26 protein-coding genes and 6 tRNA genes are annotated in these 25,762 nt (G+C 64.1%); 28 read left to right on the plus strand and 4 right to left on the minus strand.

Annotated elements, in window-relative coordinates:
- The first annotated feature begins 8 nt into the window (after positions 1-8).
- The 11 genes from fabD to ACEN9G_RS23300 all read left to right on the plus strand — a co-directional run bounded on the left by fabD (position 9) and on the right by ACEN9G_RS23300 (position 9,562).
- Positions 9-944 carry an ACP S-malonyltransferase gene (gene fabD / locus ACEN9G_RS23250; RefSeq protein ID WP_483127021.1) on the plus strand — a complete coding sequence of 312 codons (936 nt, stop codon included), beginning with the start codon at positions 9-11 and terminating at the stop codon, positions 942-944.
- 39 nt (positions 945-983) lie between these two features.
- Positions 984-1,721 carry a 3-oxoacyl-ACP reductase FabG gene (gene fabG, locus ACEN9G_RS23255; protein WP_413341403.1) on the plus strand — a complete coding sequence of 246 codons (738 nt, stop codon included), beginning with the start codon at positions 984-986 and terminating at the stop codon, positions 1,719-1,721.
- 142 nt (positions 1,722-1,863) lie between these two features.
- Entirely contained in the window at positions 1,864-2,103 is a 240-nt protein-coding gene (acpP, locus tag ACEN9G_RS23260) for an acyl carrier protein (RefSeq protein WP_036168404.1), read from the plus strand.
- 25 nt (positions 2,104-2,128) lie between these two features.
- Complete coding sequence (gene fabF / locus ACEN9G_RS23265; RefSeq protein ID WP_413341405.1) at positions 2,129-3,373, plus strand: beta-ketoacyl-ACP synthase II; 1,245 nt, start codon at positions 2,129-2,131, stop codon at positions 3,371-3,373.
- 84 nt (positions 3,374-3,457) lie between these two features.
- Positions 3,458-3,970 (plus strand): hypothetical protein, encoded by a 513-nt coding sequence (locus tag ACEN9G_RS23270; RefSeq protein WP_483127022.1) that lies wholly within the window; start codon positions 3,458-3,460, stop codon positions 3,968-3,970.
- A gap of 60 nt (positions 3,971-4,030) precedes the next feature.
- Entirely contained in the window at positions 4,031-4,633 is a 603-nt protein-coding gene (gene rpoE / locus ACEN9G_RS23275; protein WP_413346238.1) for an RNA polymerase sigma factor RpoE, read from the plus strand.
- 41 nt (positions 4,634-4,674) lie between these two features.
- A complete protein-coding gene (locus ACEN9G_RS23280) occupies positions 4,675-4,974 on the plus strand; it encodes a sigma-E factor negative regulatory protein (RefSeq protein WP_413385981.1) in 300 nt (99 codons plus the stop codon).
- 137 nt (positions 4,975-5,111) lie between these two features.
- Entirely contained in the window at positions 5,112-6,566 is a 1,455-nt protein-coding gene (locus ACEN9G_RS23285) for a DegQ family serine endoprotease (protein ID WP_483127023.1), read from the plus strand.
- Complete coding sequence (locus tag ACEN9G_RS23290) at positions 6,563-6,829, plus strand: glutaredoxin family protein (RefSeq protein ID WP_413343954.1); 267 nt, start codon at positions 6,563-6,565, stop codon at positions 6,827-6,829. The genes ACEN9G_RS23285 and ACEN9G_RS23290 overlap by 4 nt, the downstream gene beginning before the upstream one ends.
- A gap of 88 nt (positions 6,830-6,917) precedes the next feature.
- Positions 6,918-8,360, plus strand: a complete 1,443-nt coding sequence (locus ACEN9G_RS23295) for a pyridoxal phosphate-dependent decarboxylase family protein (protein WP_413343953.1) — start codon at positions 6,918-6,920, stop codon at positions 8,358-8,360.
- On the plus strand, positions 8,357-9,562 hold the full coding sequence (locus ACEN9G_RS23300; protein ID WP_413343952.1) for an ATP-grasp domain-containing protein: 1,206 nt from the start codon (positions 8,357-8,359) through the stop codon (positions 9,560-9,562). Before ACEN9G_RS23295 ends, ACEN9G_RS23300 begins: the two co-directional genes overlap by 4 nt.
- Positions 9,563-9,888: 326 nt before the next feature.
- On the opposite strand, the gene ACEN9G_RS23305 is transcribed toward ACEN9G_RS23300, so the two are convergent.
- A complete protein-coding gene (locus ACEN9G_RS23305; RefSeq protein WP_483127024.1) occupies positions 9,889-10,854 on the minus strand; it encodes a hypothetical protein in 966 nt (321 codons plus the stop codon).
- A 288-nt stretch (positions 10,855-11,142) separates the two neighbouring features.
- Here ACEN9G_RS23305 and lepA point away from each other — a divergent pair, with 288 nt between their 5' ends.
- The 17 genes from lepA to ACEN9G_RS23390 all read left to right on the plus strand — a co-directional run bounded on the left by lepA (position 11,143) and on the right by ACEN9G_RS23390 (position 22,489).
- On the plus strand, positions 11,143-12,936 hold the full coding sequence (gene lepA / locus ACEN9G_RS23310; RefSeq protein ID WP_413341149.1) for a translation elongation factor 4: 1,794 nt from the start codon (positions 11,143-11,145) through the stop codon (positions 12,934-12,936).
- Between the two features lie 17 nt (positions 12,937-12,953).
- A complete protein-coding gene (lepB, locus tag ACEN9G_RS23315) occupies positions 12,954-13,868 on the plus strand; it encodes a signal peptidase I (RefSeq protein ID WP_413341150.1) in 915 nt (304 codons plus the stop codon).
- An 18-nt stretch (positions 13,869-13,886) separates the two neighbouring features.
- Complete coding sequence (locus ACEN9G_RS23320) at positions 13,887-14,300, plus strand: DUF4845 domain-containing protein (RefSeq protein ID WP_413341151.1); 414 nt, start codon at positions 13,887-13,889, stop codon at positions 14,298-14,300.
- A 62-nt stretch (positions 14,301-14,362) separates the two neighbouring features.
- Positions 14,363-15,190 (plus strand): ribonuclease III, encoded by an 828-nt coding sequence (gene rnc / locus ACEN9G_RS23325; protein ID WP_413341153.1) that lies wholly within the window; start codon positions 14,363-14,365, stop codon positions 15,188-15,190.
- Positions 15,187-16,110: a GTPase Era gene (gene era / locus ACEN9G_RS23330; RefSeq protein WP_413341155.1), complete on the plus strand. Its 924-nt coding sequence runs from the start codon at positions 15,187-15,189 to the stop codon at positions 16,108-16,110. Before rnc ends, era begins: the two co-directional genes overlap by 4 nt.
- 23 nt (positions 16,111-16,133) lie before the next feature.
- Positions 16,134-16,949, plus strand: coding sequence for a DNA repair protein RecO (gene recO / locus ACEN9G_RS23335; RefSeq protein WP_413341156.1), 816 nt, complete (start codon positions 16,134-16,136; stop codon positions 16,947-16,949).
- Between the two features lie 17 nt (positions 16,950-16,966).
- Positions 16,967-17,752: a pyridoxine 5'-phosphate synthase gene (gene pdxJ, locus ACEN9G_RS23340; protein ID WP_413341158.1), complete on the plus strand. Its 786-nt coding sequence runs from the start codon at positions 16,967-16,969 to the stop codon at positions 17,750-17,752.
- The gene (gene acpS, locus ACEN9G_RS23345) at positions 17,752-18,147 is read left to right on the plus strand and encodes a holo-ACP synthase (protein WP_413341160.1); all 396 of its coding nucleotides are present in this window, start codon (positions 17,752-17,754) and stop codon (positions 18,145-18,147) included. The genes pdxJ and acpS overlap by 1 nt, the downstream gene beginning before the upstream one ends.
- Before the next feature lie 161 nt (positions 18,148-18,308).
- Positions 18,309-20,177, plus strand: a complete 1,869-nt coding sequence (uvrC, locus tag ACEN9G_RS23350) for an excinuclease ABC subunit UvrC (RefSeq protein WP_413341162.1) — start codon at positions 18,309-18,311, stop codon at positions 20,175-20,177.
- 102 nt (positions 20,178-20,279) lie between these two features.
- Positions 20,280-20,864, plus strand: coding sequence for a CDP-diacylglycerol--glycerol-3-phosphate 3-phosphatidyltransferase (gene pgsA / locus ACEN9G_RS23355; protein ID WP_056137323.1), 585 nt, complete (start codon positions 20,280-20,282; stop codon positions 20,862-20,864).
- A gap of 85 nt (positions 20,865-20,949) precedes the next feature.
- A tRNA-Gly gene (locus tag ACEN9G_RS23360) sits at positions 20,950-21,025 on the plus strand.
- Between the two features lie 78 nt (positions 21,026-21,103).
- Positions 21,104-21,179: transfer RNA gene (locus tag ACEN9G_RS23365), tRNA-Gly, on the plus strand.
- Positions 21,180-21,221: 42 nt separating this feature from the next.
- Positions 21,222-21,297: transfer RNA gene (locus ACEN9G_RS23370), tRNA-Gly, on the plus strand.
- Between the two features lie 35 nt (positions 21,298-21,332).
- Positions 21,333-21,408 (plus strand) — tRNA-Gly (locus ACEN9G_RS23375).
- 25 nt (positions 21,409-21,433) lie between these two features.
- Positions 21,434-21,509 (plus strand) — tRNA-Gly (locus ACEN9G_RS23380).
- Positions 21,510-21,582: 73 nt separating this feature from the next.
- Positions 21,583-21,656: transfer RNA gene (locus ACEN9G_RS23385), tRNA-Cys, on the plus strand.
- Between the two features lie 212 nt (positions 21,657-21,868).
- A complete protein-coding gene (locus ACEN9G_RS23390) occupies positions 21,869-22,489 on the plus strand; it encodes a TIGR02466 family protein (protein WP_413340759.1) in 621 nt (206 codons plus the stop codon).
- Positions 22,490-22,506: 17 nt separating this feature from the next.
- Here ACEN9G_RS23390 and ACEN9G_RS23395 read toward each other — a convergent pair whose 3' ends face one another.
- The 3 genes from ACEN9G_RS23395 to ACEN9G_RS23405 are packed head-to-tail and all read right to left on the minus strand — an operon-like array spanning position 22,507 to position 25,760.
- A complete protein-coding gene (locus ACEN9G_RS23395) occupies positions 22,507-23,214 on the minus strand; it encodes a DUF6445 family protein (RefSeq protein WP_413340761.1) in 708 nt (235 codons plus the stop codon).
- 22 nt (positions 23,215-23,236) lie between these two features.
- A complete protein-coding gene (locus ACEN9G_RS23400; RefSeq protein ID WP_413340764.1) occupies positions 23,237-24,754 on the minus strand; it encodes a tryptophan halogenase family protein in 1,518 nt (505 codons plus the stop codon).
- 13 nt (positions 24,755-24,767) lie between these two features.
- Complete coding sequence (locus ACEN9G_RS23405) at positions 24,768-25,760, minus strand: cupin-like domain-containing protein (RefSeq protein WP_413340766.1); 993 nt, start codon at positions 25,758-25,760, stop codon at positions 24,768-24,770.
- Between the last annotated feature and the right edge of the window lie 2 nt (positions 25,761-25,762).

The raw sequence follows: 25,762 nt of genomic DNA on the forward strand, positions 1-25,762 counted from the left end.
AGGAATCGATGAGCAAATTCGCATTTCTGTTTACCGGCCAGGGCGCGCAAGCCGTCGGCATGCTGAACGGCTTCGCCGGGAACCCGGTCGTCGCACAGACCGTCGCCGAGGCGTCGGAAGCGCTGGGCCAGGACCTCGGCAAACTGATCGCCGAAGGTCCGAAGGAAGACCTCGACCTGACCACGAACACGCAGCCCGTGATGCTGACGGCCGCCGTCGCCGTCTACCGCGCGTGGATCGCCGCGGGCGGCCCCAGGCCGGCCGTCGTCGCCGGCCACAGCCTCGGCGAGTACTCGGCACTCGTCGCCGCCGGCGTGATCGACTTCAAGGATGCCGTGCCGCTCGTGCGCTTCCGTGCGCAAGCCATGCAGGATGCGGTGCCGGTCGGGCAGGGCGGCATGGCCGTGATCCTCGCCCTGTCGGCCGACGACGTGCGTGCCGTGTGCGCGGAGGCTGAGCAGGGTGAAACGGTGGAAGCCGTGAACTTCAACGAGCCGACGCAGATCGTGATCGCGGGCCACACGGCCGCCGTCGAGCGCGCGTGCGACATCGCCAAGGCCAAGGGTGCCAAGCGCGCCATGAAGCTGGCCGTGTCGGCGCCGTTCCACTCGTCGCTGCTGAAGCCGGCGTCGGATCGCCTGCGCGACTACATGGCCACCCTGAACTTTGCCGCCCCGCAGATCGACTTGATCAACAACGTCGACGTGGCTATCCTGAACGATCCCGCCGCGATCAAGGACGCGCTGGTGCGCCAGGCGGCCGGTCCCGTGCGCTGGGTCGAGACCATGCAGAAGATGGCGGCCGACGGCGTGACGCAAGTCATCGAATGCGCGCCGAGCAAGACCCTGATCGGCATGGCCAAGCGGATCGATCCGGTGCTGGTGGGCGAAGCCCTCGTCGACCAGGCATCGCTGGAGCGCGTGCTCGCCGCCGTCCAGGGCTGAGTGCCGCCGCATCCCCCCGTTAGAGAAAAAGAGGACTCAATGAACCTGCAAAACCAAGTCGCCCTCGTCACCGGCGCCTCGCGCGGCATCGGCAAGGCCATCGCACTCGAACTGGCCCGCCAGGGCGCCAGGGTCGTCGGCACCGCCACCACCGAAGCGGGCGCGGAAGCCATCGGCGCCTACCTCGCCGAGTTCGGCGGCAAGGGCGTCGTGCTGAACGTCACCGACGCCGCCCAGTGCGCCGCCGTCATCGACGACATCACGAAGAACGTCGGCCCGATCGGCATCCTCGTCAACAATGCCGGCATCACCCAGGATCAACTGGCGATGCGCATGAAGGACGAAGAGTGGGACAACGTGATCGCCACCAACCTGACGGCCGTCGGCCGCCTGTCGCGCGCCGTGCTGCGCGGGATGATGAAGGCAAAGCAGGGGCGTATCATCAACATCACGTCCGTCGTGGGCGCGGCCGGCAACCCGGGCCAGATGAATTACGCGGCGGCGAAGGCCGGCGTGGCCGGCATGACCCGCGCGCTGGCGCGCGAGATCGGCAGCCGCAACATCACCGTCAACTGCGTGGCGCCCGGCTTCATCGATACCGACATGACCAAGGCACTGGGCGAAGGCCAGCACGAGGCGCTGCTGACGCAGATCCCGCTGGGCCGCCTGGGCGCGCCGGAAGATATCGCGTACGCGGTCGCCTTCCTGGCGGGGCCGCAGGCCGCCTACATCACGGGCACGGAACTGCACGTGAACGGCGGCATGTACATGAACTGATGGGCATCCTTTAATTAGAGATCTCGGCAGTTCGCAGTAGTTTCGACCGTTTTAGCGTCAGACGCTGAAAATAGTTTTTCAACGCGCAAACCCTGATAAAATGCGCGCACTTTCCGCAACACATACCTAATGGAGCCATAACATGTCGGATATCGAACAACGCGTTAAAAAAATCGTCGCTGAGCAACTGGGCGTTGCCGAAGCAGACATCAAAATCGATTCCTCGTTCGTTGACGACCTCGGCGCTGACTCGCTGGACACCGTGGAACTGGTGATGGCCCTGGAAGACGAATTCGAAATGGAAATCCCGGACGAGCAGGCCGAGAAGATCACGACCGTTCGCCAGGCTATCGAGTACGCACAGGCTCACGTCAAGGCCTAAGCTTTCAGGATTTCAGGAGAAGCGCTTGAGTTCACGCAACCGTCGTGTCGTAGTGACCGGCCTGGGTTGCATCTCTCCGATCGGCAACACCATTGCCGACGCGTGGGAGGCAGCACTGGCGGGCAAGTCGGGTATTGCCAACATCACCAAGTTCGACGCAACGCCATTCTCGACCCGCTTTGCGGGCGAGGTGAAGAACTTTAACGTCGAGGATTACCTGCCGGGCAAGGAAGGCCGTCATATGGATACGTTCATCCATTTCGGCATGGCCGCCGGCATCCAGGCGTTACAGGATTCGGGCATTGTCGTCACCGACGACAATCGCGATCGTATCGGCGTGCTCGTGGGTTCCGGCATCGGCGGTCTGCCGATGATCGAAGACACGAAGGCGGAGTACGACAGCCGCGGCCCGCGCCGCATCTCGCCGTTCTTCGTCCCGGCGTCGATCATCAACATGATCTCGGGCGACCTGTCGATCAAGTTCGGCCTGCGTGGTCCGAACCTCGCCATCGTGACCGCCTGCACGACCGGACTGCATTGCATCGGCCAGGCAGCCCGCCTGATCGAGTACGGCGACGCCGACGTGATGATCGCCGGCGGTGCGGAATCGACCGTGTCGCCGCTGGGCCTGGGCGGTTTCGCCTCGGCACGCGCGCTGTCGTCGCGCAATGATGATCCGGCCACGGCCTCGCGTCCGTGGGACCGCGACCGCGACGGCTTCGTGCTGGGCGAGGGCGCGGGCGTGATGGTGCTCGAAGAGTATGAACACGCCAAGGCGCGCGGCGCGAAGATCTATGCGGAAGTCGTCGGCTTCGGCATGAGCGCGGACGCGAACCACATCACGGCACCGCTCGAGGATGGCAGCGGCGCATCGCGCTGCATGGTCGCCGCGATGCAGTACGCGGGCATCAACCCGGACCAGGTGCAGTACGTGAACGCGCACGGCACGTCGACCCCCGTGGGCGACGTGGCGGAAGTGAAGGGCATCAAGCGCACCTTCGGCGACCATGCGAACAAGCTGGTCGTCAACTCCACCAAGTCGATGACGGGCCACCTGCTGGGTGGCGCGGGCGGCCTGGAGTCGGTGTTCACCGTGCTCGCGATTCACAACCAGGTCTCGCCGCCGACGATCAACATCTTCAACCAGGATCTGGAATGCGACCTGGACTTCTGCGCCAACACGGCACGGGACATGAAGATCGATTACGCGGTGAAAAACTCCTTCGGTTTCGGCGGTACCAACGGCACGCTGGTCTTCGCCAAGATCTAACGATCGCGCAATAGCCGAACTTTCGGACGCCCATTCCTGTCCAAGGAATGGGCGTTTGTCATTTCTGGCCTCCTCAAATTCTAATTGGAAACACCCATGTCGATCGCGGTGTCCGCGCTCGTCAGGCCGTCGCGCATCCAGCGGTTCGTATGGGGTGGCTGCGGCCTGGCCCTTCTCGCGTCTGCGCTGGCCATCGGGCTGGCGGCGCCCGGGCACGTCCGCCTCGCGCCTCTCGTCGCGGCGGCGCTGGCGGCCGCCGGCAGCGCCGTGCTGGGCGCGGCGGCCCTTCCTTCTAAGACGCACCGGATTGATATTTCTGGAACCGGCGACTTGCGCGTAACGGTACAACAGGACGTGGGCCTGCCGCCGGAGGGCAATGCGGTCCTGCTGCCCGGAGCGGTCGTCTGGCCGATGCTGATGGTGTTGCGGTACGCCGCGCCGGGCACGGGACCACGCGTCCTGTACGTGTGGCGCGACAGCGTCGACGCCGCGGTGTGGCGCGCGCTGGCCGTCGCGCTGGCAGTGGTCGGCCGGCGCGGACATGCAGACGAAGGATGCGAAGACACGACGAACTCATTGCAGCGGACCAACTCTTAAGGAAACGTGCACACCGTTTCCGTCTAACAGGGACGCCGCCGCAGCCAACGGGGCATTGCAGTGACGACCGAACGCGAATGTGATCAACTGCTGGTTGAGCGCGTCCAGGCGGGCGATCGCGGAGCGTTCGACCTGCTGGTGGCGAAATATCAGCGTCGCCTGATGCGGCTCGTGTCGCGCCTCGTGCACGATCCGGCCGAGGCGGAAGACGTGGTGCAGGAAACCTTTATCAAGGCATTCCGTGCACTGCGCCATTTCCGCGGCGATTCCGCGTTTTATACATGGCTATATCGAATAGGAATTAATACGGCAAAGAATTTCCTGGTAACGCAAGGCAGGCGCGCGCCGACCTCGACGGAAGCCGATGCCGAACGTGCGGAAGGATTTGACGACGCAGATAGCTTGCGAGACATTAATACACCCGAATCAATGTTGGCCAGCAAACAGATCGCCTATACCGTGAATGCGGCCATGGAAGCCTTGCCGCTGGAATTGAGGACCGCGATCGTCCTGCGCGAAATAGAAGGTTTAAGCTACGAGGAAATCTCCGAAGTGATGGCGTGTCCAATCGGGACGGTGCGGAGCCGGATTTTCCGGGCGCGCGAAGTCATCGCCGAGAAATTGCGGCCCTTGCTGGATATCTCGGCGGACAAACGTCGGTAGGTAGCGAGCGATATGAAGACGAAGTTTTACGTACCGGCGTGATGGCTATGGACACGAACAAGAAAAACCGTGAACTCATCTCGGCGCTGAGCGATGGCGAGATCCCGGACGTCGACCGGGAACTGGCGCTCGCCGCCCTCGACACACCGGAGGGCCGGCAGGCCTGGGCGCTCTTCCACCAGATCGGCGACGTCCTGCGCGCGGATCCCGCGACCGACCTGTCGCCCGGTTTCGCGGAACGCATGGCCGCCCGCCTCGAGGCCGAACCGCTGCCGGGCAAGCGCGCGGCCGTCGTCGCCGACGCCGCCGGCCAGGCGACCGTCGCCGCCGACCCCACCTGAGCCGCCCGGCTCGTCACGCCGCACCGCCTGATGCCTGCGCGGGCCGCGCGGTCCGTTCGCCACGGCGGTGCCAACGCGACAACAATGCACTTTTGTCTTACCATACGAACCATCCAAGCCCAGACCTTACCGAACCTATGACAAGCAAAACTGGAAGCGCGATCCTGTCCGCCCTCGTCTTTGCGGGCGCGAGTCTGATGTCCGTCCCGGCGGCCCATGCGGCCGCTCCCGTTGCCGCCCCGACCGTCACCGGCCTGCCCGATTTTGCCGACCTCGTCGACAAGGTCGGCCCGGCCGTCGTCAACATCCGCACCACCGAACGGGTCCGTCTCGACCAGGGCGGCCCGGACGAAGAGATGCAGGAATTCCTGCGCCGCTTCTTCGGCGGCCAGATGGTGCCGCGCGGACGCCGCGGCGGGCCCGCGGAACAGCCGCAGGAAGAACGCGTGCAGCGGGGCGTCGGCTCCGGCTTCATCATTTCGGACGACGGGTATGTGCTGACCAATGCGCACGTCGTGGAAGGCGCGGACGAGGTCGTCGTGACCCTGACCGACCGCCGCGAATTCAAGGCCAAGGTGCTGGGCTCGGATGCCCGCAGCGACGTGGCCCTGCTGAAGGTGGACGCACGCAACCTGCCGAACGTGCGCATCGGCGATTCCAGCAAGATCCGCGTGGGCGAGTGGGTGATCGCCATCGGTTCGCCGTTCAACCTGGAGAACACGGTGACCGCCGGCATCATCTCGGCCAAGGCGCGCGACACGGGCGAATACCTGCCGCTGATCCAGAGCGACGTGGCCGTCAACCCCGGCAACTCGGGCGGCCCGCTGATCAACATGCGTGGCGAGGTCATCGGCATCAACTCGCAGATCGCCACGCTGTCCGGCGCCTATAACGGCATCTCGTTCGCCGTGCCGATCGACGAGGTGATGCGCGTCTCCGAGCAGATTCGCAAGACGGGCAAGGTGACGCGCGGGCGCCTCGGCGTGCAGATCAGCGAGGTCACGACGGACGTCGCGGAATCGCTGGGCCTGGGGCGCGCGCGCGGCGCCGAGGTCGCGATGGTCGAGCCGGGCGGGCCGGCGGACAAGGCCGGCCTGAAGGTCGGCGACATCATCCTGAAATTCAACGGCAAGGACATCGAGCGCAGCTCCGACCTGCCGCGCCTCGTGGGCGGCAGCGCCGTCGGCAGCCGCGCCAACGTCACCGTGTGGCGCCGCGGCAGCCAGATCGACCTGCCGGTGACCATCGTCGAACTGCAGGAAGAAAAATCGCCGACGGCCAAGGCGACGCCCAAGAAGCCGACGCCGGACCAGGCGCCGAACGCACTGGGCCTGCACGTGTCGGATCTCACGGCCGCCCAGAAGCGCGAGCTCAAGACGGAAGCGGGTGTGCTGGTCGAGTTCTCCGAAGGGCGCGCGGCGTCGGCCGGCATCCGCCAGGGCGACGTGATCCTGCAGATGAACAATGTCGAGATCACGGGCGCGGCCCAGTTCAACGGGCTCGTCGCCAAGCTCGACGCGAAGAAACCGGTCGCGCTGCTGGTGCGTAGGGACAATGTCTCGCGCTACCTCGTCATCCGGCCGCGCCAATGAGTCTACGTTTTACGCTGTACTCCAGGTCGTACTGCCACCTGTGCGAGGACATGCTCGCCGCGCTGCAGGCGTTCATGGCCCGCCAGGGGCGGGCGTACGCGGTGGACGTGGTCGACGTGGATGCCGACCCGGCCCTCGTCGCCCGCTACGACGAACTGGTGCCGGTGCTCGCCGCGGAGCCGGCCGGCACCGAGCTGTGCCACTACTTCCTCGACGAGGGTGCGCTGCGGCGTCACCTCGGCCTGGCAGAGGCGGCCGCGTAATCAAAAGGGCAATAGTCACAGCTTTTACAGCTTGTTCCACGGATCGAAAGCGAGCCGACCTGCGATAATCGGCTGCATCGATTCCTGAATGATGCATATGGCTGACGGCCCCGACGCTACGCTCGACCCTGCGGACTGGACGCAACTCCGCGCCCTCGGGCACCAGATCCTGGACGACATGTTCGACCACCTGGAGGATATTCGCGCGCGGCCCGTCTGGCAGCAGATGCCGGACGCCGCACGCGCCAGCCTGCGTGCCCCGCTGCCGCGCGCGCCGGGCTCGCTGGCGGATGCGTACCGCAGCCTGCAGGACAACGTCATTCCCTACACCGTCGGCAACCCGCATCCCGGCTTCATGGGCTGGGTGCATGGCGCCGGCACGCCCGTGGGGATCGTCGCCGAGATGATCGCGGGGGCGCTGAACGCGAACGTCGGCGGCCGCAACCAGGCGCCCGTCGAGGTGGAGCGCCAGGTGTCGCAATGGATGGCGGCGCTGTTCGGCTTCCCCGATACGGCCCGCGGCGTGTTCGTCACGGGCACGTCGATCGCCAACTTCATGGGCGTCGTCGTCGCGCGCACGCAGGCGCTCGGGCGCGACGTGCGCGCACACGGTCTCGCGGCGCATGCGGACCTGCGCGCGTACGCGTCGGCCGAAGCGCACGGCTGCATCGCGAAGGCCATGGACATGGCCGGCTTCGGCACCGATGCGCTGCGCACCGTGCGCGTGGATGCCGCCGGCCGCATGGACGTACCGGATCTCGCCGCGCAGGTCGCTGCGGATCGCCGCAACGGGTTACGGCCATTCCTCGTCGTCGCCAGCGCCGGCACGGTAAACACGGGCGCCATCGATCCGCTCGCGGCACTCGCCGATGTCGCGCGTGAACAGGGCATGTGGCTGCATGTCGACGGCGCGTACGGGGCGCTGGGGATGCTGGCGCCGGACGTCGCGCCGCTTCTCGACGGCATCGCGCGTGCGGACTCGCTCGCCTTCGATTTTCACAAGTGGGGCCAGGTGCCGTACGACGCCGGCTATTTTCTCGCGCGCGACGGTGCGCACATGCTCGACGCTTTCGCCGCACCGGCCGCGTACCTGCAGCGCGCCAGCACCGGGCTCGCCGCGGGGACGGCGTGGCCGTGCGACCTGGGGCCCGACTTGTCGCGCGGCTTCCGGGCACTGAAGACGTGGCTGACGTTCCAGGTCTACGGTGCCGACGCCATCGGCAGCTCGATCTCGGCCACGTGCGCGCTGGCCCGCTACCTCGCCGGGCGCGTCGCGGCCGAGCCGTCACTGGAGCTGGCGGCGCCCGTCGCGTTGAACATCGTCTGCTTCCGCTATGTCTGCGCGGATCCCGAACGTGTGAATCGCGAGATCGTGCTCGCACTGTACGACGAAGGCCGCGTGGCGCCATCCGCGACGACGCTCGAAGGCCGCTACGCGATCCGCGCGGCGATCGTCAACCACCGCACGTGCCGTGCCGACATCGACGCGCTCGTCGAAGCCGTGTTGCGCGCCGGCCGCCGCCTGTCATGATCACGCCCACCATCCTCGGCGCCGCCGCCACGCCGTACGCCCCGCTGATCGGCGCCGCGGCCCTGATGCGCTGCGCCTTTTATCGGGCCGACCTGCGTCCGGTCGGCGAACGCCTGCTGGCGCGTGCCCGGGCGCATCCCGACGATGCGAACGCGTGGCTGGATGCCAGCTTCGTCCTGCAATTGCTGGGCCAGCGCGCGGCGGGCCTGGACGTGCAACACCACGCGCTGGCCATCCGGTCGCTGTACGCGCTGCCGGCGCCAGCCAGGACGCCGGCCTTGAACCTGCTCGTGCTGATGGGGCCCGGCGACTTCATGGCCAACACGCCCGTCGAATTCCTGCTGCAGACCTCGAGCATCGCCGCGACCGTGCAATACGTGACGCCCGACCTGCCGCTGCCGGAGGAGGTGCCCGACCACGACGCGCTGTTCGTGGCGATCGCGCAATCGGACGCCAACGCGCCGCTGCTGCGCGACGTGGCGCGGATGCTCGACGGCTGGCCGCGTCCCGTCATCAACCGGCCGGAGCGGATCGCGCACCTGTCGCGCGACGGCGTCTGCGCGGCGCTCGATGGCGTGTCCGGGACACTGGTGCCGCGGACGGTGCGCCTGGATCGTGCGGCAGCAATGCAACTAACCGACGATGCGTTCCCGCTGATCGTGCGGCCAGTGGATTCGCACGCGGGTACGGACCTGCAAAAGGTGGACGACGGCACCGCGCTGCGCGACTATCTCGGCGGGCATGCTGCGGGCGAGTTCTATCTGGCGCCGTTCGTCGATTATTCCGGTCCGGACGGCCAGTTCCGCAAATACCGTATCGTGCTCATCGACGGCAAGCCATTCCTCTGCCACCTGGCGATCTCGTCGCACTGGATGGTGCATTACCTGAACGCGGGCATGGACGACAGCGCCGCCAAGCGGGCGGAGGAGGCGGCCGGGATGGCTGCGTTCGACGACGGGTTCGCGCGCCGTCACGCGGCGGCGCTGGCCGGGATCGATGCGCGCATCGGCTTGCCTTGGCTGGGCATCGATTGCGCGGAGACGCGCGATGGCCGGGTACTCATCTTCGAAGTGGACAACGCGATGGTCGTGCACGCGATGGACGATCCGGGCAGGTATCCGTACAAGGGGCCGGTGATGGAGCGGGTGTTCGGGGCGTTCGAAAAGATGCTGCACCGGGTTATAAGCGCGGCCTCGAATTAGCCGTCATCCCCGCGCAGGCGCACTGCTGTCCGAAATAATTTTTACCGTCGAAAATAGGCCCGCCATAGAGAAAAACCGTCGTTCCCGCGAAAGCGGGAACCCATGCTGACTACTCGAAGTCGACTCTTTATAGCCAACGAGGTGGAAATGGAGAACGTAGTTAGCATACTCAATATGGATTCCCGCTTGCGCGGGAATGACGATGCTATTTCTGACGGTTTTTGAAAACAATATTCCGGACACTAGTGCGCGCAGGCGGGGACCCAAGTCTTACGCGTTGCGGCAGATCCAGATTGGGCTCCCGCCTTCGCGGGGGCGACGGTTTTTCATGCAGCGACAAACTGTTTTTCATCGTTGGCGACGCCCGCCGTCTCGCCGAGTAATTGCCGCATGAACTCCCGCTTCGCCTCGCTGCGCGGACTCGCCCAGAAACTCTCGAGCGTAGCCTGCGGCACCCCGTCGTAATCGACGCGCAACTCGTACGGCCGCCCCAGCAGTTCGCTGTGCACATAGCTCGCAAAGCATTCCGCGAAATCGTCGTACGGATTCGTCGCGCCGTACAGGCTGGGAAAATCGCTGCCTTCCAGGCCGGCATACGCGGTCACGATGGTGTCGCTGTGCAGTTTGTTCGTGCCGTAGAAATCGACGGCGCCGCGCAGGGCGAAATCGGAGCCGCCCCACGGCACGAAGCGCCCGGCGGGGTTCACATGCCAGCTCAGGTCCAGGAAGGGAAACAGCGCGGCCGGCACCGGTTCCCACCAGCGCGGCAGGAACGATCCGCCCGCCGTCACGACGTGGCCGAATTCGTGCAGCATCAGGAATTGCAGGGCGTGCGCGCGGGTGTCGTCGTGCGGGGCGGCGATCGTCGCGGTGAGCGCAAAGCCGGGGCCGCCGAACGGCAGGTTTTCCTTCCACGTGGCCCAGGAATTGGCCGTATGCGTTTCCAGCAGATCCATGTCGAGCAGTACGACGCAGCCGAGGATGCGGCCGTCGACGGCATCCGTGACGATGTCCGTGATGCCCGACGATCCGAGGCCGCGGCCCGTGCACACGCCCAGCAGCAGCGGGTCCACGAGGTCGCGCACGGCGGCCGGCATGCCCGCCAGCGCGGCGCGCAGGTCCGCCTGCAGGGCGGCATCCGGCACGCACGGGGCGGGCACGGCGTCCAGTCCGGTCGCCATGTTCACCTGGTGCACGATGTCGCGCACTTCATCGGGCAGGGGCAGGATGCGTTGCTCGATGGGCAAGGAAAGCTGTGTGCGCCATTGCTGCGGTTCGGACGTGTAGATCATGGTGGCAAAAAAGAAGGGCCGTAAGGTGCCGATGTGCCATTAACGGCGCGCCAATGGCCAACTTGAATCGTGGTCCTCCCCGGAAACCGGGCTTTCTGCCTCGAAATCCGGTAAAATGGGCAGCTTGCGGGTCAAGCCGCGGCCTTCATGAGCCGCGATTCGCCCGATAAGGCGCTCGCCCGGGGAACTTCCCGTCCCCCAGACGCGGCGCTTTTTTCGTATTGCGCCGGCAGGAGCCAAGCCTGTCGGCCTGGCCGCGTGCCGCTCTTTTTGGTTTTGAGTTTGTTAATGAAAAACATACGTAACTTTTCCATCATCGCCCACATCGATCACGGTAAATCGACGCTGGCGGACCGCATCATCCAGCTGTGCGGCGGCCTGTCGGAACGTGAAATGGACGAGCAGGTGCTCGACTCGATGGACCTGGAGCGCGAGCGCGGCATCACCATCAAGGCCCAGACCGCGGCGCTGCATTACAAGGCACGCGATGGCCAGATCTATAACCTGAACCTGATCGACACCCCGGGCCACGTCGACTTCAGCTATGAAGTGTCGCGCTCGCTGTCCGCCTGCGAAGGCGCGCTTCTCGTCGTCGACGCGTCGCAGGGCGTGGAGGCGCAGACCGTCGCCAACTGCTACACGGCGCTGGACCTCGGTGTGGAAGTGGTGCCCATCCTGAACAAGATCGACCTGCCGCACGCCGATCCGGACCGCGCGAAGCAGGAAATCGAGGACGTCATCGGCCTCGACGCCACCGACGCCACCACCTGCTCCGCGAAGACGGGCCTGGGCGTGGAAGACGTGCTGGAAACGCTGATCGCGAAAGTGCCGCCGCCGGAAGGCGATCCGGACGCGCCGCTGCAGGCGCTGATCGTCGACTCGTGGTACGACAGCTATGTCGGCGTCGTGATGCTCGTGCGCGTGAAGAACGGCACGTTGCGTCCGAAGGACAAGATTCTCCTGATGGCGACGGGCTCGCAGCAGCTGGTCGAGCAGGTCGGGGTGTTCTCGCCGCGCTCCGTGCCGTTGCCGGAGCTGAAGGCCGGCCAGGTGGGCTTCATCATCGCCGGTATCAAGGAACTGAAGGCCGCGAAGGTGGGCGATACCGTCACCCTCGCGTCGCGCCCGGCCCCGGCGCCGCTGCCCGGCTTCAAGGAAGTGCAGCCGCAGGTGTTCGCCGGCCTGTTCCCGGTCGAAGCGAACCAGTACGACGCACTGCGCGACTCGCTGGAAAAGCTGAAGCTGAACGACGCCGCGCTGCAGTACGAGCCGGAAGTGTCGCAGGCGCTGGGCTTCGGCTTCCGCTGCGGCTTCCTGGGCCTGCTGCACATGGACGTCATCCAGGAACGCCTGGAGCGCGAATTCGACCAGGACCTGATCACGACGGCCCCGACCGTCGTGTACGAAGTCGTGATGCGCGACGGTTCCATGATCAAGGTCGACAACCCGTCCAAGATGCCGGAAGTGTCGAAGATCGACGAAGTGCGCGAGCCGATCGTCACCGTCAATCTGTACATGCCGCAGGAATACGTCGGCGCCGTCATCACGCTGTGCACCGGCAAGCGCGGCGTGCAGATGGACATGAGCTACCACGGCCGCCAGGTGAAACTGGTGTACGAGATCCCGATGGCCGAGATCGTGCTCGACTTCTTCGACCGCCTGAAATCCACGTCGCGCGGCTATGCGTCGATGGACTACGAGTTCAAGGAATACCGCGCGTCGGACGTCGTGAAGGTCGACATGCTGATCAACGGCGACAAGGTCGACGCGCTCGCCATCATCGTGCACCGCGCCAACGCCGCCTACCGCGGCCGCCAGGTGGCCGCGAAGATGCGCGAACTGATCCCGCGCCAGATGTTCGACGTGGCGATCCAGGCCGCGATCGGCGCGACGATCATCTCGCGCGAAAACGTCAAGGCGCTGCGCAAGAACGTGCTGGCGAAGTGCTACGGCGGCGACGTCAGCCGCAAGAAGAAGCTGCTTGAGAAACAAAAGGCCGGCAAGAAACGCATGAAGCAGGTGGGCTCGGTGGAGATCCCGCAAGAGGCTTTCCTTGCCATCCTCCAAGTGGAAGAAAAATAAGGGAAGAATCAGAAACGATGAATCTGCAACCGATCCTCGGCAATTTTGCCCTGATTTTGTTCGTGGCCATGGTGATCACGGGCGTCATCTGGTGCCTGGACGTGTTCGTCCTCGCGAAGCAGCGCCGCGCGAAGGCGGACGCGGCCCTGGCCGAATACGACGCGCGCCACGCCAAGCTGACGGCCGACGGCATCAAGCTGGACAACGGCAACCGCGCGGCGCTGGAGGCATCGATCCTGCGCCAGCCGACGTGGGTCGAGTATTCCGGCAGCTTTTTCCCCGTGATCGCGCTCGTGTTCGTGCTGCGTTCCTTCCTGTTCGAGCCGTTCAAGATCCCGTCGTCGTCGATGGTGCCGACCTTGCTCGTGGGCGACCTGATCCTCGTGAACAAGTTCGACTACGGCATCCGTCTCCCGGTGATCAACAAGAAGATCATCGAGGTGGGCAATCCGCAGCGGGGCGACGTCATGGTGTTCAAATACCCCAAGGATCCGAGCCAGGACTACATCAAGCGCGTGATCGGCATACCGGGTGATAAAATCACTTACGAGAACAAGCGCCTGACCGTGAACGGCCAGCCGGTCGAGTACGTGCCGATGGACGATTACCTGGACGACGAGCGCCCGGTCTACCACAAGCAATTCCTGGAAAAGCTGACGAACGCGCCGCACCGTATCCTGAACATGGACGGTGCCCGCACCTACAACCAGAGCGCCGTGGAGGAGTTCCCCCATCACGAAAATTGCACCTATTCCTACGATCAATTTACCTGTATCGTACCGGAGGGCAATTATTTCATGATGGGCGATAACCGCGACAACAGCGCAGACAGCCGCTACTGGGGCTTCGTGCCGGACCAGAACATCGTCGGCAAGGCTGTGTTTGTTTGGATGAACTTCAGCAACCTGAAGCGCATCGGCGGTATCCACTAAGCCGACGCGGAGGGTGTGATGAGAGGTGGCAAGCGGTATCGGATCGGTGCGGAAAGCGGTGTCTCGCTGTCGGGCCTGATCGTCGTGTTGATCGTGCTGGGCGCGCTGGCGCTGGTGGCGATCAAGGTGACGCCGGCTTTCCTGGAGTACCGGGCCGTCAAGGATTCGATCGCCAAGGCGAAGGCCGAGGCCGGTTCCGGCACCGTGCGCGAGATCCGGCAGGCGTTCGACAAGAATGCCGGCGTCAACGACGTGTCGGCCATCCAGGGCCGCGACCTCGTGATCACGCGCGATGGCGGCACGACCGAGATCGGCTTCGCTTACGAGAAGCAGGTGCCGCTGACGGACAGCATCAACCTGACGTTCAAGTTCGACGGTACCACCGACCCCAGCGGCAACAATGCCGCCAAGGCCGACAAGGCCGACAAGTAATACGCCGGGAGGGCGCGCGATGGGATCGGCGCGCGGCGCCGGCCCATTAGATTGGTACTACAATGAATCTTCAGTTATTGCAAACTCGCCTAGGCTATACGTTCCGGGACGCCGGCCTGCTGCAACAGGCGCTGACCCACCGTAGCCACAGCAGTCTGCATAACGAGCGCCTGGAATTCCTCGGCGACTCGATCCTGAACTGCGTCGTCGCCTCCATTCTGTACGAACGATTCAACAACCTGGCCGAAGGCGATTTGTCGCGCCTGCGCGCCAACCTCGTCAAGCAACAATCGCTGTTCGAGATCGCCCAGAAGCTGGAACTGTCGCAATTCCTGCGCCTGGGCGAGGGCGAGTTGAAATCCGGCGGGTTCCGCCGGCCGTCGATCCTCGCCGACACCCTGGAAGCGCTGCTCGGCGCCATCTTCCTCGACAGCGGCTTCGATGCGGCGCGCGACGCGATCCGTTCGTTTTATATTCCGCTGCTCGATTCCGTCGACCCGCGTACGCTCGGCAAGGATGCCAAGACCCTGTTGCAGGAGTTCTTGCAGAGCAAAAAGATCTCGCTGCCCACGTACAACGTCGTCGCCACGCACGGCGCTGCGCACAGCCAGGAGTTCGAGATCGAGTGCCTCGTGCCCAAGCTGGGCATCCAGGTCTTCGGCCGCGGCGGCAGCCGCCGCGCCGGCGAGCAGGCCGCGGCGCGCCTCGCGCTGGAAACGGCCGAGCAACTGCTGCAAAAAAGTCCGTCCACGGCGCGCAAATCGCGGCCCCGGTCGGCCCAGCTGAAGCTGGCGGGCATCGCCACCGACCAGACCGAGCTGGCGGTGCAGGCCGAGGAGCCGCAGTCGCAGCAGAAACAAACCCACAAGTCAGGAAACACCCCAGCATGAACATCGAGACCACCACCGAGACCAACGACTCTGCACCGGAAGGCTTCCGCTGCGGCTACATCGCCATCGTCGGCCGTCCGAACGTGGGCAAGTCGACGTTGATGAACGTGCTGATCGGTGCCAAGGTGTCGATCACGTCGCGCAAGGCGCAGACGACGCGCCACCGCATCACGGGCATCCAGACCCGCGACGACGCCCAGTTCATCTACGTCGACACGCCCGGCTTCCAGACCCGCCACGCGAATGCGCTGAACAAGACGCTGAACAAGACCGTGTCGAACACGCTGACGGCATCCGACGTGATCCTGTTCCTCGTCGAGGCCGGCACGTTCGGCCCGGCCGACCAGTTGGTCGCGGACCTGCTGCCGAAGAACGTGCCCGTCATCCTCGTCATCAACAAGTCCGACCGCATGAAGGACAAGGCCGAGCTGATGCCGTTCGCCGCGAAGGTCGCCAGCCTGCGCGATTTCACCGCGGTCGTGCCCGTGTCCGCGAAGCTGCGCTTCCAGGTCGATGCGCTCGAAGGCGAGATCAAGCGGCACCTGCCGGAAAATCCGCCGATCTTCGGCCCGGACGACATCACGGACCGCAGCGAGAAATTCCTCGCGGCCGAGATCGTGCGCGAAAAAGTGTTCCGCCTGCTGGGCGACGAGCTGCCGTACACGAGCACCGTCCTCATCGAACAATTCCAGCAAGAAGGCAATTTGCGCCGCGTCTTCGCCGCGATCCTCGTCGAGCGCGACACGCACAAGTCCATGATCATCGGGAACAAGGGCGCGCGCCTGAAAGAGATCTCCACGCAATCCCGCCTCGACATGGAAAAGCTGTTCGGCGGCCCGGTGTACCTGGAAATCTGGGTCAAGGTGAAGTCCGGCTGGGCCGACAACGAAGCGGGCCTGCGCGCTTACGGTTACGAGTAACAAGCCGGGGCGGGAGCGTACGCATGCCGAGCCGCGACGACGAACTCATCGACAACGATAACGACGCCCATGCCCCGGCGACGGCCGGCGCCAGGCGCCGCACGCCCGCGCGCGAAGGCCGCGTGGTCGGCCAGCGGATTGCCGGCCAACCGGCCTTCGTGCTGCACAGCTATCCGTACAAGGAGACGAGCCTCATCGTCGACCTCTTTACGCGCGATCACGGCCGGATCGGCGTCGTCGCGAAGGGTGCGAAACGGCCGCATTCGAAACTACGGGGCGTGCTGCAGACCTTTCAACCGCTGTCCGTGTCCTTCTCGGGCAAGTCCGAACTGCGCACGCTGATCGACGCCGAATGGGTCGGCGGCATGCTGCCGATCGAGAAGACCGCGCTGCTGTGCGGCTTCTATCTCAATGAATTGCTGGTGAAGCTGCTGGCGCGCGACGATGCGCATCCGGCCTTGTTCAACCACTACGTCGCGACACTCAACGAACTGGCGCACGGCGAACCGGCGCCGATCGCCTTGCGAAAATTCGAACGGGCCTTACTTAAGGAGACCGGGGTCGCCGCCGACCTGACGCGCTGCACGACGACGCGCGCCCCGGTCGAGCCGGACGGCCTGTACGTCGTCGACCCGGAACGCGGCGCACGCACGGCGCAGGCCGTGGAGTCGTGGCCGGTAGTGTCCGGCAAGACGCTCGTCGACATGGAACGCGAGGATTACGCCGACCCGCAGACGAAGGCGCAAAGCAAGCAGCTGATGCGCTTCCTGCTGGCCTATCACCTGGGAGGCGCGCCGCTGAACACGCGCCAGATTTTGATCGACCTGATGCAGCTTTAAGAACAAAGACTACGACCATGAGCTTCCTGCAACCCGCCGGCCAGGTGATCGACCTGGGCGTGAACATCGACCACATCGCCACCGTCCGCAACGCGCGCGGCACCGTCTATCCCGACCCGCTGCGCGCCGCGCTGATCGCCGAGCAGGCGGGCGCCGACCTGATCACCCTGCACCTGCGCGAAGACCGCCGCCACATCAAGGACGCCGACGTCCTCGCCATCCGCCCGCAACTCGCGACGCGCATGAACCTGGAGGCGGCCGTCACGCAGGAGATGATCGACTTCGCGTGCAAAGTGAAACCGCAGGACGTGTGCCTCGTGCCCGAGCGCCGCGAAGAAGTGACGACGGAAGGCGGCCTGGACGTCATCCGCTACCAGAAGGAAGTCGAAGCCGCGATCCGGCAACTGAAAGGCGAGGGCATCCGCGTGTCGCTGTTCATCGACGCCGACGAGCAGCAGATCGCCGCCGCGGCCGCCGTCGGCGCGCCCGTCATCGAGCTGCACACGGGGCGCTACGCCGAGGCCGGGAACGCCGAAGAGCATGCGCGCGAGCTGGAACGCGTCAAGGCGGGCGTGCGCGCCGGCGTCAAGCACGGCCTGCGCGTCAACGCGGGCCATGGCCTGCATTACACGAACGTGCAGCCGATCGCCGCGATCCCCGAGATCCACGAGCTGAACATCGGCCACGCGATCGTCGCGCACGCGCTGTTCGCGGGCTTCGAAAACGCCGTGCGCGAGATGAAGGCGATCATGGTCGCGGCGCGCCTGGGCGTCTCTTACGCCTCGTCCAAAGCGGGCCAGTGATGATCTACGGGATCGGCACGGACATCGTCCAGATCTCGCGCGTCGAGGCGGCCCTCAAGCGCAGCGGCGAACGCTTCGCCGAAAAGATCCTCGGTCCCGAGGAACTCGTCAAATACCACGCCCGCCGCGCCAAGAACGAGGTGCGGGGGCTGCGCTTCCTGGCCACCCGGTTCTCGGCCAAGGAGGCGTTCTCGAAAGCGATCGGCTTGGGGCTACGCATGCCCATGACCTGGCGCTCGGCCCAGATGCTCAACGCCCCGAGCGGCAAGCCGATGATCGTATGCAGCGGGGCGCTCGATGAATTCATGCGGACGCACCGGCTCACGGCCCAGGTGACGATCAGCGACGAAGCCGATTACGGCGTCGCGTTCGTCATCGTCACCCAGGCGCCGTAGTTGTTGTTGTCCGCTGCCTGGGTGTAGCGGAAGTGACAGACGAAGTCGTAGTAAGTACGGGACTAAAGGCGCGCCGGCGCAAGCCGCTGCCGTCCCCGGCGCAAGTGCCGCGCGCCCGTCCGGATGCGTGGCAAGCCATGAAAGAGGAATTGATCGCGACGATGACGAAGGATGCGGAATCACCCGTGCGCCCCACCGAGGCGGCGCGCGAACAAGTCCTGGCGACGGTGGCAAAGCTGCCCGACCTGCCCGGCGTGTATCGCTATTTCGACGCAGAAGACAGGGTTCTCTACGTCGGCAAGGCGCGCAACCTCAAGAAGCGCGTGTCGAGCTATTTCCAGAAGACGCTGTCGAGCCCTCGCATCGCGATGATGGTGTCGCAGATCGCGCGCCTGGAAACGACGGTGACGCACAGCGAGGCCGAAGCGCTGATCCTGGAAAACAACCTGATCAAGACGCTCAAGCCGCGCTACAACATCTTGTTCCGCGACGACAAGTCTTACCCGTATTTGAAACTGACGGCGGGCGACTATCCGCGCATGGCCTATTATCGCGGCGCGCTGGACAAGAAGAACCAGTACTTCGGGCCGTTCCCCAGCGCGTGGGCCGTGAAGGAATCGATGCAGCTGCTGCAGAAGGTGTTCATGCTGCGTACGTGCGAGGACAGCGTCTTCGCCAACCGCACGCGGCCCTGTTTGCTGCACCAGATCGGGCGCTGCAGCGGGCCGTGCGTCGACCTGATCGCGCCGGAAGACTACAGGCGCGACGTCGACAACGCCGCGAAATTCCTGCGCGGCCGCCAGACGGAAGTGCTGGAAGAACTCGAGAAGAAGATGCTCGCGTATGCCGAGGACCTGAAGTTCGAGCAGGCGGCGAGCGTGCGCAACCAGATCCAGGCGCTGTCGCGCGTGCTGCACCAGCAGAGCATGGAGACGACGGGCGATGCGGACGTCGACGTAATCGCCGTCGTCGTGCAGGGCGGGCGCGCGTGCGTCAACCTGGCGATGGTGCGCGGCGGCCGCCACCTGGGCGACCGCGCGTACTTCCCGACGCAGGTGGGCGAGGCGATGGACGAGTGCCCGATCGAAGTGGAAGTGCTCGCGGCGTTCATGGCGCAGCATTACGGCGACAAATTCGTCCCGGGCATCATCATCCTGAACATCGAATTCGACCAGCCCGAGCTGATGATGGCGCTGCAGGAGCAGTGCGGCCACCGCATCAACCTGGTGTTCCAGCCGCAGGGCCAGCGCCGCCAATGGCTCGAACTGGCGCAGAAGGGCGCGGAAATCTCGCTGGCGCGGTTGCTGTCGGAGCAGGGCTCGCAGCAGTCGCGCACGCGCGCGCTGGCGGAGGTGCTGGGCCTCGACAGCGAGGATCTCGAGTCCCTGCGCGTCGAATGCTTCGACATCAGCCACACGGCGGGCGAGGCGACGCAGGCGTCGTGCGTCGTGTTCCATCACCACCAGATGCAGAACGGCGAATATCGTCGCTACAACATCACGGGCATCACCCCGGGTGACGACTATGCCGCAATGCGCCAGGTGCTGACGCGGCGCTACGAAAAGGTGGCGAACGGCGAGGGCGTGATGCCGGACATCGCGCTGATCGACGGCGGCAAGGGCCAGGTCGAGATGGCGCGCCAGGTCTTTACGGAGCTGGGCCTCGACATCGGCAACATCGTCGGCGTGGCGAAAGGGGAGGGGCGCAGGGTCGGCCTCGAGACGCTGATCTTCGCCGATGGCCGCCCGCCGCAGGAACTGGGCAAGGAATCGGCCGCGCTGATGCTCGTGGCGATGATCCGCGACGAGGCGCACCGCTTCGCCATCACGGGCATGCGCGCCAAACGCGCCAAGACGCGCCAGGCGTCGCGCCTGGAAGAGATCGAGGGCATCGGCGCCAAGCGCCGCCAGAAGCTGCTCGCGCGCTTTGGCGGCCTGAAGGGCGTGATCGATGCGAGCGTGGAGGACCTGATGTCGGTGGAAGGCATTTCCAGTACGCTGGCGGAAGAGATTTATCGGCAACTGCACTGAGAGGGGGGCGCGTCACGGATGGCTCAACTGGTTTAAACGGCAAGAGCCATGTAGACTAGCGCGCACGCAACTCAACAAGCAGAGCACGATCAGCCTCACCCCATGCCTTTCAATATTCCGATTCTCCTGACCTGGCTACGCGTCGCCCTCATTCCGCTGGTCGTTGGCGTCTACTATCTCCCCGAACACTGGCTGCACGTGGCCGACCGCAACCTGGCCTCCACGCTCGTGTTCATCGTCGCCGCGATCACGGACTGGTTCGACGGCTACCTCGCCCGGCGCTGGAACCAGACGTCGGCCTTCGGCGCCTTCCTCGACCCCGTCGCGGACAAGCTGATGGTGGCGGGCGCACTGCTCGTGCTCGTGCAGCTGGACCGCGTGAACGCCATCATCGCCTTCATCATCATCGGCCGCGAGATCACGATCTCCGCGCTGCGCGAATGGATGGCCGAGATCGGCGCACGCAAGTCCGTCGCCGTGAGCTCGCTGGGCAAGATCAAGACGGCTGCGCAGATGGTCGCCATCCCGATGTTGCTGTTCCACGATCCCATGTTCGACGGCGTGCTCGACATCCACAAGTGCGGCGAGATCCTGTTGTGGATCGCGGGCGTGCTGACGGTCTGGTCGATGTTCTACTACCTGCGCCGCGCGTGGCCGCTGATCAAGGAAAAGTCGGGCACGGTATAAGTTTCTGCTGGGTCATCCTTGACACATAGCTCAGCATCTCTATAATGCCTGCCTGTTGCAACGACAACGCAGCAAACGAAACGAAGCGGGAGTAGCTCAGTTGGTAGAGCGCAACCTTGCCAAGGTTGAGGTCGAGAGTTCGAGACTCTTCTCCCGCTCCACAGTTTGCCTGTCGAAGTAATAAAAAGGTTGTCTTGGAAAGCAGTCGAAAATCTGAGATAATCGCAAGTTCCAGCGACGCGGGAGTAGCTCAGTTGGTAGAGCGCAACCTTGCCAAGGTTGAGGTCGAGAGTTCGAGACTCTTCTCCCGCTCCAGTCATCGCAAGATGATGCTGGGGCAAACAAGTAAGACTCCATGCGGGAGTAGCTCAGTTGGTAGAGCGCAACCTTGCCAAGGTTGAGGTCGAGAGTTCGAGACTCTTCTCCCGCTCCAGTGTTTTACGATCGTAGTACGTGATGAACTCCTAAGCGGGAGTAGCTCAGTTGGTAGAGCGCAACCTTGCCAAGGTTGAGGTCGAGAGTTCGAGACTCTTCTCCCGCTCCAGGTAATTCACGATGGTGTACCCGATGCGGGAGTAGCTCAGTTGGTAGAGCGCAACCTTGCCAAGGTTGAGGTCGAGAGTTCGAGACTCTTCTCCCGCTCCAGTTACAGAGAAGCCAGCCTTCTCGTGTCGCTGCGACGAATAACCGGTCGCTGTGGCATAGTCAAGTCTCCTCCGGCGAGGTAGCAAAGCGGTTATGCAGCGGCCTGCAAAGCCGTCTAGACGGGTTCGACTCCCGTCCTCGCCTCCAGCATATCTGTAGATCAGCGCTTTCGCGCTGATCTACGTCAACGATGTAGCTTGTCCCTTCAAATCGACGGATTACGTTTGCGACACTACATTCGGCTCGATCACACCGGTGCATTGGCGGACCTTCGACATTAATGCCATAATTTGGATCTCGACAATTCCAGTCCTCGGATTCGCTAGCGAGGGCGTAACCTGGGCAGGTCCATGAGTAACATGAAAGCGTCCATGCAGGTGTTGGAGTTATTTCCGACGCCGGTTTTCGTTGTGCAGACCCAAGGGGTAGACAACGAGGAACTGGCGCGCCAGATCTATGCCATTCGCGACGAGGAAGTCGTAGCCGGCATCGCCGACAAGACTGGCCTGTCGAACTATGGCGGCTTCCGTAGCTATGACCTGTTGCCGATCCCGGGGTTTGCACAGCTCAAGCAACTCGTGCTGCGGGTGCTCAACGAATGCATGGTCAAAGGCGCATGGTTTGCGGAACCGGAGGTCACGGAAGCGCAGTTCGGCGCGATGTGGGGGGTTATCAATGGCAAAGGGCACGCCAACAGCCCCCACAATCACCCGGGCAGTTGGATCAGCGGCGTGTATTACCCGCAGGTGCCGGCCGCGAAAGAACGTGCCGGTTCGCTCTGCTTCCGTGATCCGATCCTGGCGCGCACCTTTACACGAAGCTTTTACCGCAATGTGCAGGCCGAGGCGGCATCCGTGGTGCCCGAAGTGGGCAAGCTGATCATGTTCCCAAGCTGGGTCGAACACCACGTCGGCCCCAACCTGACCGATGAGGATCGCATCGCCATCGCGTTTAACATCGATCACGCGAAAGCGCGCTAGCTTTTCGAAGCCGCGCTTCAGCAGGCGTTCAGGCGCACCCCGAAGAACGCGTTGACGGTCAGCCGTCCTTGTTCCGGATCGGCGCTGAGCAGCTCCGGATGGCGGATGTCGCCGCTGTGGTAGATCGTGCCATCATAGAACAACGCGCGGTTGAACGCCGCCGGGACGGTCGCCATCTTTTCAAAATATGCGTTGGTCTTGGTCGGATACGCGGGGGCGCTGTCGATCAAGACCGAAAACGCGTCACGGTCCATGTGCTGCCCGCGGGCCATCATGGCCGACAATGTCGCGGTGTCGACCCGCGGTCGAAAAAAACTCGTGCCACCCAGCCGTTCATCCTTGAACAAATACAGGACCATGGCGAAATTGCCTTCGCCCGGCTGGAAGGGACCGCCATCGACATGCGGGATTCTCTGGAATGGCTCGAGATTTTCCGGCTTGCGCGTGACCATCGACATCCTGCACAAGGCGCTGCGGGTGCGCCGGGCGCCAAGCTGGCCCCGGATATATTGTGAAAAAAACGCTTCGAATGCCTGGTGCGCGGCTGGGGGCAACCGCAGTTCCGGCCCGGGATAGTAGTGAGAATCTTCCGGCGAAAAATCCGCGCGCCGCGCGACGGCATGGGCGATGAATTGCATGGGATCGCGCAGGATATTGTCAACGACTACATAAGAACGGCCATCGCTCAGCGCGACTTTACTCATCGAGGGATTTGGGTTGAACATGGGCGGCTCCGAATTAAAAGGGTCAGCTCGGCCTCTCTGCGCGGCAGAACCGCTGGACGTAAGCCTGATGCGATGGCAACTGCTGGACCGTCCTTTCGATCTTCTGGCGAATCGAGCCCAGGAACTGCGACAGCTCGGCATCGCCCATCAGGTCGGCCGACTGGTGATGCTGCTCGGGCATCATGCCCTGGCCCAGCATGACTTGCAGCCACGACGACTCGGTAAACAACTCACCCTCGGTGCGGAACACCCGTCCGGTTTCGCGGAACAGGTCGATGCGGTGTTGCAGCGATGCCGGCACTTCCATGTTCCTGGCAGCTTCCCAGTATGGGGTATCGGCGCGACTGGTCACCTTGTAATGCAGGATGATGAAATCGCGGATGTGGGCGATCTCCCTTTGCACTTGGGTGTTGAACTCGTCGATGTCGGAGCGGCAGATGCCGTCGGCCGGGAACATCTGCATCAAACGGATCAGATTACGCTGGATCAGGTGGATGCTGGTCGACTCGATCGGTTCCAGAAAGCCGCTCGACAGGCCGATGGCGACGACGTTGCCTTTCCACGATTGCTTGCGCTGGCCTGGCTTGAACTTGATCATGCGCGGCTGCGTCAGCGGCTCGCCTTGCAGATTGTCGAGCAAGATCTGCATGGCTTCCTCGCCGTCCATATACTTGCTGGAGAATACGTGGCCATTGCCAACCCGGTGCTGCAGCGGGATCCGCCACTGCCAGCCGGCGCCGTGCGCAATCGCACGTGTCATCGGCACCGGTTCGCCCATCAATTCAGTCTGCACCGCGATGGCGGTGTCGTTAAACAGCCATTGCGACCAGTCGTCGTATTCCACCCCCATGGTCTGGCCCAGCAACAGCGAGCGAAAGCCGGTGCAGTCGATGAACAAATCGCCTTCGATCAAGGCGCCGTTTCCGAGCTTGAGCCCGGTCACGTAGCCGCTGGCGGCGTCAAGCATCACCTGGTCAATCTTGCCTTCCACCCGCTTGGCGCCGAAACCTTCGCTGTACTTGCGCAGGAACCTGGCGTACAAGGTCGCGTCGAGATGGTAAGCGTAATTCATGACGTCGTTCGGCAGATGCGCGAAGCGGCCAAGCTGGGCCGACCTCAATTCCAGGCAATAGTCGCCGAAGTCACTGGCCAGGCCGCGCTGGCGGCCCTTGTGCCAGAAATGCTGGAAGCCCGCAGTCCAGTGGTCGACGCCGGTCAAGCCGAACGAGTGGATATAGTCCTCGCCCGGCGCGCGCCAGTTCTCGAAGCTGATGCCCAGCTTGAAGGTCGCCTGGGTTGCCCGCATGACGTCGGCTTCGTTCAGTTCCAGCAACTGGTGAAACTGAATCAAGCTGGGAATTGTCGCCTCGCCGACCCCGACGGTACCGATCTCGTCGGATTCGACCAGCGTGATGTCCAGTGTCTTGCCCAAGATCTTGGAGATGACGGCAGCGGCCATCCAGCCGGCTGTGCCGCCGCCGGCGATGACCACGCGCCGCACGGGCTTCCTGCCGATATTTTCCGGATTGTTCTGTTGCATGGGGTGTCTCCTGCTAACGTTTTAGTTTCTGCATGATTGCGGCGCGCATGGACCGCGCCTTGTCGAGATCGAGCGGACCGAGGACCCCGCGCGCCGGTTCCGGGATATGCGCCGCTTCACTGCCGTCCGCTTCAAATATGTAGTGGCGGAACACCTCTTGCCATGCCAGTCGCTGGGGCGGCGGCAGTTCGCGCAGCGTCAGGATGGCGTGCATCAGCGTATTGACCGGGGCATCCATATAGCCTGGCGACTGGCGCCACCAGTAGTTGATCAGGACGTTAAAACTGTCGAGCCCCTCGATATGGTGCCACCACATGCTGGGCATGAAGATGGCGTCGCCCGGCAGCAATTCAGCAACCTGCGCATGCGCCATGGCCTCGGCAAACCTGGGGAATTTCACCAGGTCCGGCCGATGAAAATCGACCAGGCTGATGGGCTGATTGGCCGGCGCAAAATCGAGCGGCCCGATGTAAAGGTTGCTCAACTGTTCGGGCGGGAACAAGGTGAAGCGGCGACGCCCGGCGGCCACACAGGCCAGGTTATCGGGCAGATCCTGGTGCGCGGGAATGCGCGAACGGTTGCCAGTCCACACGCTGACGAGCGGATCGCGATCGCCCAGGTCGAGATCGTTTTCGTCCCGGAAGCCTGGCAGGCAGGTGTCCACTGTCGTCGAGCCGACATAAAAAGTCGGCGCACACGGGTCATCGAGGTGTTCGAGCACTTGATCGAGGATCGCGTCGAGCCTGGCGTTGACGGCGTCGAAGTTAAATCCGCTGATGTCGTCGTTATAAAAATAGCGCCCCGCGATCTCGGGCGGACCGATCAGTGCACGGACCACCTCGCCCCGGTAGAAGCGGCGCAGATAGGCGATGCCCTCGCGCTGCGAGCGCAGGCTGGCCTTGACCAGCGGCCAGCTTGCGACCAGGCCGCGCAGCACCAGCGGCTCGGTCGCAGTGAGAATGGCGTCAGTCAGCGCGCCCGGTGTCGCGCCGCTGATCTCGCGCATCG

The organism is Massilia sp. Masssp94, assembly GCF_059491305.1.

Coding starts and splice junctions, on each gene's coding strand:
- lepB (WP_413341150.1), top strand. CDS start 12,954: ATGAATCTGCAACCGATCCTCGGCAATTTTGCCCTGATTTTGTTCGTG.
- era (WP_413341155.1), top strand. CDS start 15,187: ATGAACATCGAGACCACCACCGAGACCAACGACTCTGCACCGGAAGGC.
- ACEN9G_RS23295 (WP_413343953.1), top strand. CDS start 6,918: ATGATGCATATGGCTGACGGCCCCGACGCTACGCTCGACCCTGCGGAC.
- ACEN9G_RS23290 (WP_413343954.1), top strand. CDS start 6,563: ATGAGTCTACGTTTTACGCTGTACTCCAGGTCGTACTGCCACCTGTGC.
- uvrC (WP_413341162.1), top strand. CDS start 18,309: ATGACGAAGGATGCGGAATCACCCGTGCGCCCCACCGAGGCGGCGCGC.
- ACEN9G_RS23280 (WP_413385981.1), top strand. CDS start 4,675: ATGGCTATGGACACGAACAAGAAAAACCGTGAACTCATCTCGGCGCTG.
- recO (WP_413341156.1), top strand. CDS start 16,134: ATGCCGAGCCGCGACGACGAACTCATCGACAACGATAACGACGCCCAT.
- ACEN9G_RS23285 (WP_483127023.1), top strand. CDS start 5,112: ATGACAAGCAAAACTGGAAGCGCGATCCTGTCCGCCCTCGTCTTTGCG.
- rnc (WP_413341153.1), top strand. CDS start 14,363: ATGAATCTTCAGTTATTGCAAACTCGCCTAGGCTATACGTTCCGGGAC.
- ACEN9G_RS23405 (WP_413340766.1), bottom strand. CDS start 25,760: ATGCGCGAGATCAGCGGCGCGACACCGGGCGCGCTGACTGACGCCATT.
- ACEN9G_RS23300 (WP_413343952.1), top strand. CDS start 8,357: ATGATCACGCCCACCATCCTCGGCGCCGCCGCCACGCCGTACGCCCCG.
- lepA (WP_413341149.1), top strand. CDS start 11,143: ATGAAAAACATACGTAACTTTTCCATCATCGCCCACATCGATCACGGT.
- acpP (WP_036168404.1), top strand. CDS start 1,864: ATGTCGGATATCGAACAACGCGTTAAAAAAATCGTCGCTGAGCAACTG.
- pdxJ (WP_413341158.1), top strand. CDS start 16,967: ATGAGCTTCCTGCAACCCGCCGGCCAGGTGATCGACCTGGGCGTGAAC.
- ACEN9G_RS23400 (WP_413340764.1), bottom strand. CDS start 24,754: ATGCAACAGAACAATCCGGAAAATATCGGCAGGAAGCCCGTGCGGCGC.
- pgsA (WP_056137323.1), top strand. CDS start 20,280: ATGCCTTTCAATATTCCGATTCTCCTGACCTGGCTACGCGTCGCCCTC.
- ACEN9G_RS23305 (WP_483127024.1), bottom strand. CDS start 10,854: ATGATCTACACGTCCGAACCGCAGCAATGGCGCACACAGCTTTCCTTG.
- ACEN9G_RS23390 (WP_413340759.1), top strand. CDS start 21,869: ATGAAAGCGTCCATGCAGGTGTTGGAGTTATTTCCGACGCCGGTTTTC.
- ACEN9G_RS23320 (WP_413341151.1), top strand. CDS start 13,887: ATGAGAGGTGGCAAGCGGTATCGGATCGGTGCGGAAAGCGGTGTCTCG.
- ACEN9G_RS23395 (WP_413340761.1), bottom strand. CDS start 23,214: ATGTTCAACCCAAATCCCTCGATGAGTAAAGTCGCGCTGAGCGATGGC.
- fabD (WP_483127021.1), top strand. CDS start 9: ATGAGCAAATTCGCATTTCTGTTTACCGGCCAGGGCGCGCAAGCCGTC.
- fabG (WP_413341403.1), top strand. CDS start 984: ATGAACCTGCAAAACCAAGTCGCCCTCGTCACCGGCGCCTCGCGCGGC.
- acpS (WP_413341160.1), top strand. CDS start 17,752: ATGATCTACGGGATCGGCACGGACATCGTCCAGATCTCGCGCGTCGAG.